Annotated in this window: 10 protein-coding genes; 3 read left to right on the forward strand and 7 right to left on the reverse strand. The window is 34.1% G+C overall.

Annotated features, from left to right (window positions below; all coding sequences use genetic code 11):
* Positions 1 to 27: 27 nt before the first annotated feature.
* Entirely contained in the window at positions 28 to 522 is a 495-nt protein-coding gene (locus tag AC1Q7L_RS17975; protein WP_492307056.1) for a DoxX family protein, read from the forward strand.
* A 242-nt stretch (positions 523 to 764) separates the two neighbouring features.
* Positions 765 to 1,454 (forward strand): DUF3667 domain-containing protein, encoded by a 690-nt coding sequence (locus AC1Q7L_RS17980; RefSeq protein ID WP_492307055.1) that lies wholly within the window; start codon positions 765 to 767, stop codon positions 1,452 to 1,454.
* 110 nt (positions 1,455 to 1,564) lie between these two features.
* On the opposite strand, the gene AC1Q7L_RS17985 is transcribed toward AC1Q7L_RS17980, so the two are convergent.
* Entirely contained in the window at positions 1,565 to 4,306 is a 2,742-nt protein-coding gene (locus AC1Q7L_RS17985; RefSeq protein ID WP_492307054.1) for a fibronectin type III domain-containing protein, read from the reverse strand.
* Positions 4,307 to 4,588: 282 nt separating this feature from the next.
* On the opposite strand from AC1Q7L_RS17985, the gene rplS reads away from it, so the two are divergent.
* Positions 4,589 to 4,945, forward strand: a complete 357-nt coding sequence (gene rplS, locus AC1Q7L_RS17990) for a 50S ribosomal protein L19 (protein ID WP_047398112.1) — start codon at positions 4,589 to 4,591, stop codon at positions 4,943 to 4,945.
* Between the two features lie 370 nt (positions 4,946 to 5,315).
* Here the strand turns inward: rplS and AC1Q7L_RS17995 are convergent, their stop codons facing one another.
* The 6 genes from AC1Q7L_RS17995 to rpsA all read right to left on the reverse strand — a co-directional run bounded on the left by AC1Q7L_RS17995 (position 5,316) and on the right by rpsA (position 16,525).
* Positions 5,316 to 6,311, reverse strand: coding sequence for an alpha/beta fold hydrolase (locus AC1Q7L_RS17995; RefSeq protein ID WP_492307053.1), 996 nt, complete (start codon positions 6,309 to 6,311; stop codon positions 5,316 to 5,318).
* A gap of 84 nt (positions 6,312 to 6,395) precedes the next feature.
* Positions 6,396 to 7,376, reverse strand: a complete 981-nt coding sequence (locus tag AC1Q7L_RS18000; RefSeq protein WP_492307052.1) for an EamA family transporter — start codon at positions 7,374 to 7,376, stop codon at positions 6,396 to 6,398.
* A gap of 127 nt (positions 7,377 to 7,503) precedes the next feature.
* A complete protein-coding gene (locus AC1Q7L_RS18005; RefSeq protein WP_492307051.1) occupies positions 7,504 to 10,158 on the reverse strand; it encodes a T9SS-dependent M36 family metallopeptidase in 2,655 nt (884 codons plus the stop codon).
* A 151-nt stretch (positions 10,159 to 10,309) separates the two neighbouring features.
* Positions 10,310 to 12,919, reverse strand: a complete 2,610-nt coding sequence (locus AC1Q7L_RS18010; protein WP_492307050.1) for a T9SS-dependent M36 family metallopeptidase — start codon at positions 12,917 to 12,919, stop codon at positions 10,310 to 10,312.
* Between the two features lie 188 nt (positions 12,920 to 13,107).
* Complete coding sequence (locus AC1Q7L_RS18015) at positions 13,108 to 14,562, reverse strand: T9SS type A sorting domain-containing protein (protein ID WP_492307049.1); 1,455 nt, start codon at positions 14,560 to 14,562, stop codon at positions 13,108 to 13,110.
* Positions 14,563 to 14,722: 160 nt separating this feature from the next.
* A complete protein-coding gene (rpsA, locus tag AC1Q7L_RS18020; protein ID WP_072412729.1) occupies positions 14,723 to 16,525 on the reverse strand; it encodes a 30S ribosomal protein S1 in 1,803 nt (600 codons plus the stop codon).
* Positions 16,526 to 16,536: the final 11 nt, after the last annotated feature.

A 16,536-nucleotide genomic window follows, 5' to 3' on the forward strand; every position in this document is an offset into this window, starting at 1 on the left:
AAATTTTTAATTAATAATAAATACAAAATGGAAAAAGAAAATCTAGTTAAAGTTGGCGACGTATTTTATGTAATCTGCAGAATAAGCATTGGTTTATTCTTTTTTATTACTGGTTACAATAAGTTATTTCACCCTGTTTTTCAAGGATATATGTTAAAAACTATTACAAGTCTGGGCTTTTCAAACCCTCAATTCATGGCTAATTTTGTAGCTTTTAATGAAATGTTCTGGGGACTGTTATTGCTTTTAGGATTGCTGACAAGATTAAGTTCATTCGCTTTAATAGTTGTGATGCTCGTGGCTCTTTTTACGAAAGATATTCATTCTATTCCGACAGAATTAATTCCGATTGATCCTAAAGTTGGGAATCGTCCGATGGATGATTTTACATGGTTAACTTATTTCTTTTATCTTCCGCAGGTTTTATACATTATGATTTTAGGCTTATTTTCATTGTATGGTTATAAAGCTTTTGGAATTGACAGATTTATTAAACGAAAAAAAGCTGATCCTTATAAATAGTAGAAAAGCAGGAATTAATTTTCCTGCTTTTTTATGTTCTGTTTTAATCAATGCGTTTGATTGGATTTTATCCAATCCTTTATTAAATTGTCCCTTCGAGACTCTTCTTTTTTTAAATGAAGTTTCCATTAATTACGAGTTTCTTTCATTTCAATTGGATAAATATCCTCTAAAACTACACTAAAGTGTAAAGCTTATTTAAAATCATTTATCGTTTTTTGCATTCAAAATTAAACCTAACTATGAGTGAAGAATTTTGTTCTAACTGCAAACAAACAGTAAAACCAAAAAGAATCGATGGTCATTATATCATTCATGAGATCGAACATGTTTTACATTTTGAGAGAGGTATTTTATACACCATACGGGAATTATTAATAAGACCCGGAGAAAATATTAAAAATTTCATCACTGAAAACCGAAGCAGACTTGTAAAGCCTATTATATTTATTATTGTTACATCACTGATATACACGCTTATCAATCATTTTTTTCATATCGAACAGAGTTATATAAAAATTGATGGAGCAAAAGATACGAAGCTCAATGCGATTAATAATTGGGTTCAAAGTCATTATGGGTATTCCAACATTATAATGGGAGGATTTATTGCTTTTTGGTTAAAAATATTTTTCAAAAAATATGATTATAATTTTTTTGAAATATTAATCCTGTTATGCTTTGTTCTTGGAATGGAAATGCTGATGTTTTCTGTTTTTGCCATTTTTGAAGGAGTAACAAAATATCATCTCATGCAGATTGCCGCAGTGATTGTGTTTGCTTATTTTTCTTGGGCCGTTGGACAATTTTTCGATAAAAACAAAGTAGCCAGTTATTTTAAAGCTCTTGTTTCCTATATATTGGGAATGATTACATTCGGAATTTCAATAATGATTTTAGGAGTCTTAATGAACCTAATTACACATCATTAAAAAATAATAGAATAATTATTGTCATTTTTATTCTACTTTTCCTTTTTATATTAAATAGAGAAAGCGGGAAATAACTCTCCCGCTTTTATTATGATATTTAAATTAAAATCTTACTGAATAATCAATTTTAAAGTAAATAATTTTCTTGTGTGAACTTTCACAAAATATACTCCTTTTGGTAGGTTTTCATTCACCAAAGAGAATCTTTGATTGTTGATGTTTTTAGATTCATACAATAGATCTCCATTCGCAGAAAGTAATTCAATTTTATCAATCGGATAATCACTTTTAATAAATGTTGGCTGACCCGGTTTTGTAGGATTTGGATATAAAACTACGTTTTTAGTTGTACTGTTATGAACTTCATCCGTACCTAACGTTGGCCCAGAAACCTGAAACTGTACTCTGTTTGAAACCTCTGTATAAGAATCGTTGGTAAACATTACCATATAATAATTCCCAGGTGTTGCAGGAATTGCAGTTCCCTGAATTGTTTTTGTTCCCTGTGTAACCCCATCAAAATAAGTATAAGAAACAAAATTATCATCCGGAGTCTGAATGTTTTGAGGATAAATTCCCAACCAATCCTTGATAATTCCCGGAGAATCCGTCCAAGAAGCAGTGATGCTTTCACCTAAAGTATAAACCGGTTTGTTCGTCCAAAGTTCTGTAACAATGTCTCCCACTTTAAAGAAAACTTTCTCACCAATTGTTGTATATGCGTCTTCAAGCAAATAGGTAGCGTAATAATATCCTTTCGGAAGTCCTGTGAAATTAAGCGCTCCTGAAGCTGTTGTTACATAATCCCATTTGATCGAAGTATTCGTTCCGGGAGTTTGTCCCATTTTATAAATTCCGATCCAGTCTTTTACTAAATTTGGTCCGTTGCTGAAATTAATTGTTACTGTTCCGCCCACAGGGTACGTATCTGCAGTTGCCTGTAACACTACTTTTGGCCCTACATAGAAATTTTTTCTTGGTGTAATTTCCGTGTAACCATTATTAGCAAAAAATCCAGCGTAATATTGACCTTTATTAGGTAAACCATTCGTGAAAAGAGCTGTTCCGGCGGTTTGTCCGTTAGTATAAATGAATCCTTGAGAGGTTACTCCCGCAGGACTCTGACCTTTTTTATAAATTCCAACCCAATCCTGCTGATTTCCGGGACCTCCTGTGTAAGTAGCCGTGATCGGTGAGTTTTGTGTGTATTCAGTTTTATCTAAAACAAATGTTGGATTAGAAACCACACTTCCAATTACTTCAAATTGTTTCACATCACTCCAATCGCTCCATTCTAAGTTTCTGTCTCTGTAACGGGTTTTTACATAATAAGTTCCGTTTGAAATAGAATTGGTTGCAATGGTAGCTTTGGTGATATCAACTCCGGCATTTAAGTTTTTAGTTTTATCAGGCGTTCCGTTTCCGTCCTTCCCGAACCAGTTTTCAAAATCTCTGTAGAATTCTTTTTCAATAACAGAAAAATCGGCTGCTTTACTTATTAAAAACTGAGTTGTATTTAATAATTCGTTGTTTGACGATGAAAAAGTACTTCCATTTAATGTCAAAGGCAACGTTATTGGCGCTGAAAAAGTATTCGTAATTGATGGTTTCGCAGGTTTTGGCTGATTTTTATACCTGTGGAATGTATCAATTAATTCATTATTCTTTTTATTGTAAACGCCACCAATTGAGTAACATTCAACATCAACTTTTCCGTTGGTAACATCAACTTCAACGATTTGATACGTCCAATCTGTCAATGTTTTTTGAACATCATCAAAATCCTGCTCAGTAGACATTCCCCAATATTGATCCCAAGCAACTCCACCAGAAATCAGCTGATAATTCGGAGAATCTTTCAATTGGCCTCTGTGATATAAGTGGTGGTGAGCCCCAACATGCATTAAATATTTATTAGATGTTGTTAAAAGCGGAACGGCATTATTTCTAACCCAAGTCGAAATATCACCTACATATTGCTCAGCCTGATATGGTCTGTGACTTAATGAGATAATCCAATCTACTGTAGGATCATTGTTTGCTTCATTTAAAATCTGTTGAAGCCAAGTCTGTTGAGCTGAACCCGTATGTTCTGAACTCAAACTGATAAATAAAACGTTACCAGCCTGTTGAGCATAATAATTCTCATTTCCTGAACTGATGTTTTTATATTTAATTTCATCAATATAGAAATGAGCATAATAGGAATTCATTCCCATTGTCCCATATGTTTCGTGGTTTCCAACTGTAGTTTGGATCGGAAGATAAGGCGACAAATTAATATTTTTCTTAAAATGTACATTTTCATAATGATCCAAAGTCCCCACATCTACCTGATCTCCAACCATAAAAGTTAAAGCCACGTTATCAGAAGGATCTGAAGTTGGTCCAAATTTATCTTTTAACTTTTTATAAGCATTCAAAGTTAAGGTATCATATCTTGGTTCAGCTTTGATCTGGTTGTCTCCCATAATTAGGAAACGGATCTTCCCATTCGCTGTTACAGGCTGTCCCGGCAAAGGCAGTGTTCTGAAGTTATAAACCGCAGATTCACTTGTTCCTGTTTTTATTTTGTAATAATATTTGGTATTCGGCAATAAGTTGGTGATTTTCGCCGTGTGATAATAATAGTTGTTATTATATCCTGTATCTGAAAAAATGTTTGTCGTTCCTGTAACGGTAACATTCAAACTTGTAGGAGAATTTCCATAAATAACGGTTGTTTCATTATTAGAAGAGGTCTTCCAATTAACGATCATAGAATTTGGTGTCGGGTTTTGTAAATACGGATACAAAGCCTGCCCAAATGTCATCTGGACGACAAAAAAGAAAAAAAATAAGTAGTGTTTCATAATAAGTAGTGTATTGAGTTTTAAATTGTGTGTCAATGATTTGAGGAAAAGATTACTGCCGTTTTTAGTTCGGGCAAAAGTAAAACTCCCATGTAAACTCAATCTGCCGTCTGCGTAAAGGATATGTTAATTTTTGGAGCCAAAAACTCTGAAAATATGTGGTTTAATAACAAAAAATTATTTGGCATATTCAAAAAGTATTTTGTACATTTGCAACCTGTTATTCAACCTCTGACGAAAAACGTGTAAGTTGCTTAGCCTTAACATTTTATTTTATTAAAAATGGATTTATTAAAGTACGTACAAGACAAGTACATTACAAAAAAAGAATTTCCTGAATTCAAAGCAGGTGATACAATCACTGTTTATTACGAAATTAAGGAAGGTCAAAAAACCAGAACTCAGTTCTTCAAAGGAACAGTTATTCAATTAAGAGGTACTGGTTCTACAAAAACTTTCACAATCAGAAAAATGTCTGGTGATGTAGGTGTAGAAAGAGTATTCCCTATCAACATGCCAGCTCTTCAAAAAATTGAACTTGACAGAAAAGGTAAAGTTAGAAGATCTAGAATCTATTACTTCAGAGATCTTAGAGGTAAGAAAGCTAGAATTAAAGATGCTTCTTACAAGAAGAAATAATTCAGACAACAATACATACAAAAAGAGGCTGTTCATATTTGAGCAGTCTCTTTTTATTTTAAGCTATTTCCCGCTTTCCATTACAATCTTTTTTTCAAAAAAGGATTTTCATTACAATCGGGGCTAGGGTTTTAGGGTTGGTGGCTTCGAGAACCTCAGCCACCATGGAATTTTTGTCGTTCTTTCTAAGTATGACTTTACAATTTAGCTAACACAATCTTTGTCATTCCGTAGGAATCTAAACACAGATTTTACAATTCGATCTCTACAAAATGAACCTAGATTCCTACGGAATGACAAAGATTGTGAATGACGAACATATTATTCTCAATACTGTAAACTTCCTACATCCATCTCCTAGCTTCACTCTTTACTTAATAAAATCATACAAAGCATTCCAGAATTTATCATACACTTCAATGTGCGGAAGATGACCTACATTTTCAATTTCGACTAATTTTGAACCTGTAATTTGTTGCTGAGTTTTCTTTCCTAATTCCTGATACTGCCCCATTTTTGGTTGCAATTCTTTTGGTGCTCTATCCTTCCCTATAGCTGTTCTGTCTCTTGTTCCAATAATTAATAAAGTTGGAGTTTTAATATTTTTAAATTCATAACAAACGGGTTGATTATAAATCATGTCTGAAGTTAAAGCTGCATCCCAAGCTACTTTTGGATAATCAGAATGCAATGTCCAACCTGCAATTAAATCAAGCCAAGGTTGATATTCTGCTTTCCATTTATTGTCATAGTAAAATTTTAACTGATAATTTTTATACGTTTCTGCCGTATTTTTTAATTCTGACTGATATGCCTGATCTATCGTCTGGTAACCTGCAAAGGTTTTGTAATCTTCAAGCCCGATTGGGTTTTCAAGAATTAATTTTTGAACTTTTTCAGGATATAATAATGTAAATCTTGTGGCAACCATTCCACCCATTGAGTGACCTAGAACAATTGTTTTATCAATCTTCAATTCATCCAAAATAGCTTTTGTATTTTCCGCCAATTGAGAAAAAGAGAACTGATAACTTTGAGGTTTTGAAGACTTTCCAAATCCGATCTGATCCGGAATAATGACTCTGAACCCTTTATCTGCGAGATCTTTTGCCGTCTGTTTCCAATAGGCTCCGTTGAAGTTTTTACCATGAAGAAGCATTATTGTTTTTCCGTTTGAAGTTTTTGGTTTTACGTCCATGTAAGCCATTTTCAAATCGTTATTTTGAGATTTTAAATTAATGAAATGAACTTCATAAGGATATTGGTAATTGGTAAGATCTGCATCCAATGGTTTTACCTGCGAAAAGAATAAAGTTGGCGCAATCGATAACATTATAACCGCAACAGCATTTTTAAAATATTTCATGAATTTTTATTTAAGTATAAAATTAAAAAAACCGCTTCAAAAGAAACGGTTTATACTTATTATTTTTAGTTTAATTAAGATTATTTATGATACTTCCGCAACTACAAGTTCTTTTTTGGAAGGTAAGTTCATTAGAACAATCGCAAAAAGAATAAGGATAATTCCCATCCATTGAATCAATTCTACTTTTTCGCCCAACAGAACATAAGCCATTGTTACAGAGACCGGAAGTTCTAATGATGAAACAATACTTCCTAAGCCTAATCCTGCATTCGGAAAACCAATATTAAATAAAATCGGAGGAATAATTGTCCCAAACAGAGCCAGCGCAAAACCATACGTCCATAAAATAGAGTAATTAAAAGAATGGATATGCTCTGTATTTTCTGTAAAATTTAAATAAAATGATCTTAAACCATCAGAATACATTGGTCCAATCTGAGCAAAAAATAAGAACGCAAAGATCACAATCGAACCTCCCGAAAGCATCACAATACTCTTTCTTAAAACAGGTAAATGAGTAGCCAAAGTATTAGATGTAAACATTGTTAATGTATAAGATCCTGCAGCCAATAATCCCCAGAAGATTCCGTGCCAGTCTAGCTCAATATCCATATTGATAAGGTTTGTAGCTAATACTGTTCCTAATAAAACAATAACAACGGATACAATTTTTCTGGCGTTCGGCAATTTTTTAGTTAAGAAACTTTCAACTACAACACTAAACCAAACAGACTGCATTAACAATACAATCGCAATAGAAACTGCGATATACTGAACTGCGATATAATAAAACAAACTTGTACAACCCAAAGAAGTACCAGCCAACATCAGCATTTTGATTTCTTTACCACTTGGCGATGATAATTTTTGCTTTGATGTTATTGTTTGAATAAAATTTAAAATTAACAAACCTACCAATCCCAACACGAACTGCGATGTCGTAACTTCTGAGGTCGTATATCCGTCATGATAAGCCATTTTAACAAATGTTGCCAACATACCATAAATACTGGCTCCGATCCCGACAAACAAAACTCCTTTTAGTATATTTTTCTTCTTCATAATTTTTTAAACAGCCGGCAAAGTTACGACATAATAATCAAATTTGTCGGAAGGTGATTAGTATCATAGATAAATAGAATCGCCGCAAGCAAAGCTTACGGCGATTCGTAACATTACTATATTAAAATTATTTTTTAACAATAACTTTAGAGGAAGCGTCAAAGCCAAGACCTTTTACCTTTACCATGTATACTCCGTTTACCAATTTATCTGTAGAAATTGCCTTTTTAACATCAGGAGAAATTTTATCTTCTGAAGAAACTAATTTTCCGGACATATCATAAATTTCAACACTTACTTTTCCAAGAGTATTGCTTGGGAAGTTGATGAAAAATTCATTTTTAGCAGGGTTTGGATAGATTGAAATTGTATTTTTAGTATTCTTCACTTCGTCTGTTGCTAATGTATTACAATCAGCTGGAATTGAAAAATCTTCCACCTGATCACTAATAGCTGCTGTTACAGCCGCTGTTGAAGAACTTGTAGGAGTTAAAGCTCCTGATGAAGCGTTTACTCCTAAACCTCTTTTTGCAAAGGTCTTCCAGATCATGCATTTGTCTTCCCCTCCTGTAGCAGCCTGATCTGCAGCTATAATAGCATCTCTTCCTGCAATAAAAGAAGGATTACAACCTTGTAACTTCAATCCGTTAACAATCATTTGAAGTACTCTTGCGCTTCCACTATTTGGATTCGCCATTACATCTGAAGAATATCCATACTTTTCAACATATTTCCAGTGAAGATCCCAAAGCATTGTAGCCCAAATAAACCCGATAGAATGTGAATGAGGAACTGTTTCTCCAAATTGATTGACTGTGATAAGCCCGTTAGTTCTTGTATATGTAAAATCATTTACGCTAAAATCCGGAGAATATTTTGCAGGACGTATACCTAAGCCAGTTGTAGGTTGACCTTGTGCATAGGTACCCATACCTCTTGCAACAGAAGCATTATCTCCCGGTTGATTCGTTAACATTAATGCAAAAAAATCTGACCAACCCTCACCCATCTGCTCATTATCAACTGATGAATTTAAGCAAGAAAAACCGTTACCGGTTAATCTAGTTGAAATTCCATGCCCATATTCGTGAGTAATGATTCCATTGTCAAAATCTCCATCAGGAGTTACACCAGTAGCCGGATCATTTTTTAAAGTAACAATCACCATTTCATTTGCGGAAAGTTTACCTTTAATATATTCTCCTTCGGAATTTGAAATTATCACAGACGGAATTGTAATTGTAGGATCAAATCCTGCCATTACGAAAGTTGGTGCTGACGTAGGCAAACTATATATTATTGCTGCTTTAGCTCCAGCATTCTGTGCATTTTTTACCTTAGCAGTAAAGTCACAGTTACCTCTTTCTATTAAACCGATCTTCCCGGTAAGTGATCCTGCCGGTAAAGCACTACATCCGTCTAATACCGAAGACAACTGTACATTACCGATAACTCCCATAACAGTTAGAGCAGACCCAAATTGAGCAATTCCAGCATCCGGCTGACGTGTAATAGCTGAATTAGGAGCATTATAAAAAAAGAATCTATTCTTTGTTGACCATAAAAACATTTGCATAACAGGTTTGTTACCATCTGGCGGAGTTCCAAAATTTGCATTATTCGTTCCTTCACCATCTTGTGCCTCTGCTTTTACATAATCATTACCTACTCCACCATTTGCAAAATTATTGTTCTGAAAATTCCTTGCAGATTCCGTAAAACCGAACTTATAAAATACATCATGAATCTTATTATTCATATAAAATAAGTTGGTAATAGCAGCACTTTGATTAGCCGCAGGTGTACCATTTGTACTATATGGGAAATTAAAATTTCTTGAAGCTCCGCCATCAGGAGAGAATCCTGGCTGATTGAGATTTGCAGTATCTTCATATGCATAAACATTATTTCCTCTGGTAATCGTATAATGCGTTGTTCCATCGTAATGCCACCCATCCGGAGAGGACGCTAAAACCCATGGATTAGATACGATTGATCTTGCCCCAAACGTCGGAGCTTCTATTGGCAGAGGAAATATATTATAAGAAGCATTGTCCGGAACTAAAAGTGAATTTGTCTGCTGAGATGTTTTTTCCGAAGCAGCTGACACAGAATTATTACTATGCATATGAGGTTCTGCGACATCAGAAGAATAAGAATAAGCATCAGGGCGGAAGTTACACGATAATGTTAAGTTATTTTTCTCTATAATTTTGCCATTATTTGCATCTACCAGAATATCCCAATAATTTGATGATTTGGGTTCTTTTAAAATAAATTCGTAAGCTAAACGTAAGTTGTTATTGATATCTTTAACATATACGAGTCTCTGTTTGGGTACTTCTTGTGAGTTTGAAGTTTTATCTGAAAAATCAAGAATAGAAAGATTAGAAATATCTACATTACCCAGTGCACTTGCAATTTTTTGAAGAGCTACTGCTTTATTAATGCCAGCCGAATTTGAAATAGACTGATCGTAGTCCTTCACAAAATTATCGGTATAATAAACAACCTTTTTATTTTTAATAAGGGCAGAACCTATAGAATTATAAACAGGCAGCCCATTGTATGTTTGCTGAAACTTCACCACATCTCCATTTAATGATGTTGAAGGATCTACATTATCCACGATAAAATTTGTAAGGTCTGATTTTTTATATTCTCTGATTTTATTTTGAGAAATATAATTTTTAATCAGCATTTCACTTTCCTGGGAAAATAAATTTAGACATGGGAAAACTGCAAATGCAGTAATCATAAGAGGTAGTTTTATCTTTTTCATATTTGCTTAATTATTACCACCAATTTACAATTCCAGTTCAATAAAAAGCGAAATACGATAAACATTAAACAAAAGAATCGCTTCATATGAAACGATTCTTTTATTATTATTTAAAAATTTTATTTATTTCTAAATATATAGTTTTTAACGATTATTTTTTAACGATAACTTTAGACGAAGCATCAAAACCAAGGCCTTTTATCTTCACCATATACACTCCGTTTACTAAATTATCTGTAGAAATTGCTTTTTTAGCATCAGGAGAGATCTTATCTTCTGAAGAAACTAATTTTCCGGACATATCATAAATTTCAACGCTTACTTTACCGATCGTATTGCTTGGGAAATTAATGAAGAACTCATTTTTAGCAGGGTTTGGATAGATTGAAATCGTATTCTTAACTGCTTTCACTTCGTTCGTTGCCAATACGTTACATTCAGCAGGGACTGTAAGGTCTTGTACCTGATCGTTGATATTTGTTTTAGATCCCGCACTTGCATTTACTCCTAAACCTCTTCTTGCAAAAACATTCCAGATCATACATTTGTCTGCACCTCCTGTTGTTGCTAATTCAGCAGCTAATATTGCATTTCTACCATCAATAAATGTTGGATTACAAGCCTGAAGTTTCAATGCATCAGTAACTAATTGTAGAACTCTAGAACTACCGTTAGTCGTGTTTGCTGTCACATCAGAAGAATAGCCGTATTTCTCAACATACTTCCAGTGTAGATCCCATAACATAGTTGCCCAAACAAAACCAATTGAGTGTACATCCGGAACGATAGCAGTTCCATTATTGTATTCCATTCCGTTTGTATCAGTATAGGTGAAATCATTGATAGCAAAATTAGGAGAATATTTTGCAGGTCTGATACCACCTCCAGTAATATCCTGTCCTTGTACGTAAGTACCTATTCCTCTTGCTACTGTCGCGTTATCGCCTGCTTTGTTTGTTAACATTAAAGCAAAGAAATCTGACCAGCCTTCGCCCATTTGCTCTTTATCAGCAGCTGAGCTTAAACATCCATAACCTGAGCCTGTTAATCTGTTTGAAATTCCGTGTCCGTACTCGTGAGTAACAATACCGTTATCAAAATCTCCATCAGGAGTTACACTTGTAGCAGGATCATTTTTCAGTGTTACATTCACTACTCCTGAAGCCAATTGAGTTTTAATATATTCACCTTCTGCATTTGTAATTAATACTGAAGGGATAGTAACCGTAGCATCAACTCCGGACATATTTCCGATAGTAGATCCGTTAGCTGTATTGTTATAAATAATAGCTGCCAATGCTCCGGCATCTTGTAAATTCTTTGTTTTGACAACAAAAGAACATGTTCCTCTTTCTACCAAGCCAATTTTCTCAACAAGTGAATTGGCAGGTAACGGCGTACATCCGTCTAGTACTGAAGATAATTGTACATTTCCTGTAACACCCGTAGCTGTTAAAGCTTGCCCAAATTGAGCTGTTCCTGCACTCGGTGTACGTGGAATTGCAGCACTAGGAGCATTATAAAAGAATAATCTGTTAACCGTAGACCACAAATACATTTGCATCTTTGGATTGTAGTAATCTGGTGGTGAGTTGAAATTAGCATTATTCAAACCTCCTCCATCTTGAGCTTCAGCAAAAACTCCATCGTCATCTAAACCTCCTTTTCCAAAGTTATTCCATTGGAAGTTTCTGGCAGATTCCGTAAACCCGAATGTATAAAATACATCGTGAATTCTATTATTTAAATAAAATAAATTGGTAATTGCCGCACTTTGATTAGCCGCAGCAGTTCCATTTATACTAAAAGGAAAGTTAAAATTTCTTGAAGTTCCTCCATCCGGAGAAAATCCTACTGCATTTGTTCCAGCAGTATCTTCATATGCGTGTACATTATTTCCTCTCGTGATACTATAATGAGTTGTCCCATCAGAATGCCAACCCTCTGGTGAAGCTGCAAGTATCCAAGGATTTGTAATTGTAGATCTTGAACCAAATGTAGGCGACTCTATAGGTAATGGAAATACATTATATGAAGCATTATCAGGAACGAAAAACACGAAATTCTTTTGTGCTTTATTTTCTGCGCCAATTAATTGATCTGAATTATCCGCAAAATGTTCATGAGAAAGATCAGAAGAATAAGCATCATGTGTAAAATTACACGATAATGTTAAATTATTTTTTTCAATAATTTTACCATCATTTGCATCAACTAAGATATTCCAGTAGTTTGCAGATTTTGGTTCCTCTAAAATATACTCATAAGCTAAACGAAGATTTCCATTGCTATCATTAGCGTATACAAGTCTTTGTTTTGCTGTATTTTTAGCCTTCCCTGCTTTTTCGAAGAAACCAAGAATAGGAAAAGCAGAAACATCTGTATTTCCAAGCTCGTCAGCAATTTTTTGAAGAGCCGTACTTTTATTTATTATTGCATTACTTGGTGTAGATGCAGTATAATCTTTAACAAAATTATCTAAGTAATAAACAACTTTATTATCCTTAATAAGTACTGTTCCTACAGAACTATATACCGGTAATCCGTTATAAGTCTGTTGAAATTTTACAATATTCCCATTTAGAGACTTCGAATTATCAACATTATCAATAATGAAATTCGTAAGATCTGATTTTTTATAATCTCTAATTTTGTTTTGAGAAATATAATCTTTAATCAACTTCTCGTTATCTTGTCCGAATAAAGTAGAAGGAAGTACTGCGAATGCAGCAAATAAAAGAGGTAGAGTTATCTTTTTCATATACACTAATAAAGGCGCTAATTTACAAATAATTCATAATCAGAAAATATATTTTTTATATTTTTTACAAAATAATTATAAAATGATTAATTATTTTAAACCAAAATATCATTAACAACCTTTCAACAGCCTCATTGAACAAAAAAAGACCGCCAAAAGGCAGTCTTTTTTCAATTTATTAACTATAATTATTTTTTGATTAATTTTTCAGAATATGCTTCATTTTTATCTGAAGTTACTCTTACAATATAAATTCCCTGATTTTGAGAATGTATATCAATGTCAATTTCTTTTTGATCTTTAAATGATTTTTTGTAAACCGTATTTCCGCTAACATCTGTAACCATTAATAATCCTGCTGTAATATCTTTATCTAAAATTACCTTAAATACGCCACTTGTCGGGTTTGGAGTAAGCTTAAATCCTGCTTTTTTCTCAAGAGAAGACTGTGGAACCATTCTTAGAGGGCAATTAGTAGTAATATCTGTATCAAACCATGGATAATTATTCCAGCTATACGTTTCGTATACACTTCCATTATATGTATAAATCATCACTAGCATAAATTTATAATTTGATATACCACCTGGAAGGCTACTAAAATCAGAAAGCTGAAAGGTATAGTGAAACTGTGTTGCAGAGGTCCATGTCGGGGAAAAGTTCACTGGATAAGTTGCCCCTGTTACATTATCACTTAAAAATAATTTAAAAGTATTGAATACAGCACCAGCCGGTAGATTAATAGTACCATTAATAGTTTGTGCAATGGCTGGGCACATACCTGGCTCATATTCAAATTTAAAAGTTCCCCAGCCTGAAGAGTTACAGATATCGCTGGCAAGATTAGCCCAATAACCAGACTCATAACTATACAATCCAAATCCATTGGTTCTGTTATAATATAATCTTGGCAATATACCCGCATCAGGATCTGAAGGATAGTTTTCAATCAATCCTGAATATGCACCACCCTGGCTCGCAATAACCGCAGCAGCTCGCTGCGCAGCCTGAGTTGCCGCATTGGAAACTGTAGTTAAATGCACAAATGCAAATTTTGCGTCTCTGTTTAATTTAAAATCTATGACATTTTTAAATGCATCATCAGTATTCAAAGTTGGATTAGCATAATTTACTAAATATGACCCGTTAATTATAGCTCCTGTATTTCTACTTGCATCAGTTAAAGTAATGATGTAAAGGGGAGATAAAGGATTAGTATTTCTTGTTAAAGCCGTCTGTGGACTTATAATATTTGCATTGAAAGCACCATCCAGCGCGTTACCGACCAATCCTAATGCTTCATGAAAGTGATCTCCGTAATAAAGTCTTCTTGTGATATTCTGGGCTACAGAATGATCGCTGGTAAAATCATTTTCGATGTAAATTCTTGGAGCAAAACTCGTATTTGGAGCATTATATTTTCCGGCTCCGTAATGAACTACTGCAACTCTGTTTTTGGGATTACACGATAATAGCTGTTCAGCCAATTTGCTGGCTCCCAGTTTCATGTCAGTAAAAGTTTGATCATTAATGGAAAAACCGTTATCAAGCATAATAACGTAATCTCCACCCTCAGTCTGAGCACGTAGCGTTCCCACGGACATCATCAATGTAAAAAGGAATAATAAAAATGTTTTTTTCATAGTTAAAAGTTTGTTATTTAATTTTGTTTAAAAATAATAATTTTTTCTACATATAGTGAAATATTGTAAAAATAATTTATTATTAATGTAAAATTTCAAAATAACGAACAAAAAAAAGCCACTCAAATGAGTGGCTTAATATTATAAAATGAATTAAGGATTATTTACCTTCTTCCATTTTTCTTTTCAATTCTGCTAATGCATCGATATCACCAAGAGTTGATCTTTCTTCGTTATTTGAAGAAGACGATGTATTGTTAGATCTGTTGTTGTTAGAGTTATCTCTTACATTTTTCTTCTCTTCGTCTCTGAAGATACCTGTGTGAGAAACTACTACTCTCTTGAATTCTTTGTTGAATTCAATTACTTTGAATTGAGCATCTTCACCTTTTTTGATTTTAGATCCATCTTCTTTCTCTAATAATCTTGAAGGACAGAATGCTTCAACCTCAGCATCTTCGAATTGTACAGAAGCTCCTTTATCGTGAACGTCTACCGCTTTACCAGCGTGGATAGTTCCCTCAGCATACTTCGTTTCGAATTTATCCCATGGGTTCTCAGTCAATTGTTTGTGACCTAGAGATAATCTTCTAGCTTGGATGTCTAGTTCAAGAACTACAACATCTAATTTATCACCAACTGCACAGAACTCAGATGGGTGCTTGATTTTCTTAGTCCAAGAAAGATCAGAGATGTAGATTAAACCGTCGATACCTTCTTCTAACTCAACGAATACTCCGAAGTTAGTAAAGTTTCTTACAGTTCCTACATGCTTAGATCCTACCGGATACTTAGTTTCGATATTTTCCCATGGATCTTTAGACAATTGCTTGATACCAAGAGAGATTTTTCTGTCTTCTCTATCTAAAGTTAATACTTCAGCTTCAACTTCATCACCTACTTTCACGAAATCACCTGCAGATCTTAAGTGAGTAGACCAAGACATTTCAGAAACGTGGATTAATCCTTCTACACCTGGAGCGATTTCTACGAATGCACCATAGTCAGCAAGAACTACTACTTTTCCTTTTACTTTATCTCCAACTTTCATGTCAGCAGAAAGAGCATCCCAAGGATGAGCTTCTAATTGCTTCATACCTAATTGGATTCTTGTTTTCTCGTCATCAAAATCAAGGATAACAACTTTTACAGTCTGTCCGTCCTCAAGGATTTCAGATGGGTGGTTCACTCTAGACCAAGAAAGGTCTGTAATGTGGATCAATCCATCAACACCTCCTAAGTCAATGAATACACCGTAAGAAGTAATATTCTTAACAGTACCTTCAAGAACCTGACCTTTTTCAAGTTGAGCGATGATTTCTTTTTTCTGACCTTCGATATCTGCTTCGATCAATGCTTTGTGAGATACAACTACGTTTTTGAACTCAGGGTTGATTTTCACAACTTTGAACTCCATAGTTTTACCTACGAATTGATCGTAATCTTTAATTGGCTTAACATCAATTTGAGAACCAGGTAAGAATGCTTCGATTCCGTGAACGTCAACGATCATACCTCCTTTAGTTCTAGACTTAACAAAACCGTTAACGATTTCTCCAGTTTCGTGAAGTTCGTTTACTCTATCCCAAGCTTTAAGCGTTCTAGCTTTTCTGTGAGATAACTGTAACTGTCCTGTTTTGTCTTCTCTTCTGTCTACCATTACTTCAACATCATCACCTACTTTTAGGCCTGGGTTGTAACGGAATTCGTTAAGAGAAATAACACCTTCTGATTTGAAGTCGATGTCAACGATAGCTTCTTTATCAGTTAATCTTACAACTTTACCAGTGATAACGTCGTTATCGTTTAAACTGCTAAGAGATCCGTTGTAGATTTCCTCTAAATCGCTTTTTTCTTTTCTTGCGTCTGCATCAAGACCTGATTCGAAAGAATCCCAATCAAATTGTTCTGGTGCTACGTTTTGGTTTAAAATAACCTCTGCTGAATTTGTCTCTTTTGACATTTTCTAATAAA

The sequence above is a fragment of the Chryseobacterium sp. GW823-FHT05E08 genome, assembly GCF_058795655.1.

Bases quoted from the DNA above. Each gene is read 5' to 3' on its own strand.
- AC1Q7L_RS17975 (WP_492307056.1), top strand. From the start codon at position 28: ATGGAAAAAGAAAATCTAGTTAAAGTTGGCGACGTATTTTATGTAATC.
- AC1Q7L_RS17980 (WP_492307055.1), top strand. From the start codon at position 765: ATGAGTGAAGAATTTTGTTCTAACTGCAAACAAACAGTAAAACCAAAA.
- AC1Q7L_RS17985 (WP_492307054.1), bottom strand. From the start codon at position 4,306: ATGAAACACTACTTATTTTTTTTCTTTTTTGTCGTCCAGATGACATTT.
- rplS (WP_047398112.1), top strand. From the start codon at position 4,589: ATGGATTTATTAAAGTACGTACAAGACAAGTACATTACAAAAAAAGAA.
- AC1Q7L_RS17995 (WP_492307053.1), bottom strand. From the start codon at position 6,311: ATGAAATATTTTAAAAATGCTGTTGCGGTTATAATGTTATCGATTGCG.
- AC1Q7L_RS18000 (WP_492307052.1), bottom strand. From the start codon at position 7,376: ATGAAGAAGAAAAATATACTAAAAGGAGTTTTGTTTGTCGGGATCGGA.
- AC1Q7L_RS18005 (WP_492307051.1), bottom strand. From the start codon at position 10,158: ATGAAAAAGATAAAACTACCTCTTATGATTACTGCATTTGCAGTTTTC.
- AC1Q7L_RS18010 (WP_492307050.1), bottom strand. From the start codon at position 12,919: ATGAAAAAGATAACTCTACCTCTTTTATTTGCTGCATTCGCAGTACTT.
- AC1Q7L_RS18015 (WP_492307049.1), bottom strand. From the start codon at position 14,562: ATGAAAAAAACATTTTTATTATTCCTTTTTACATTGATGATGTCCGTG.
- rpsA (WP_072412729.1), bottom strand. From the start codon at position 16,525: ATGTCAAAAGAGACAAATTCAGCAGAGGTTATTTTAAACCAAAACGTA.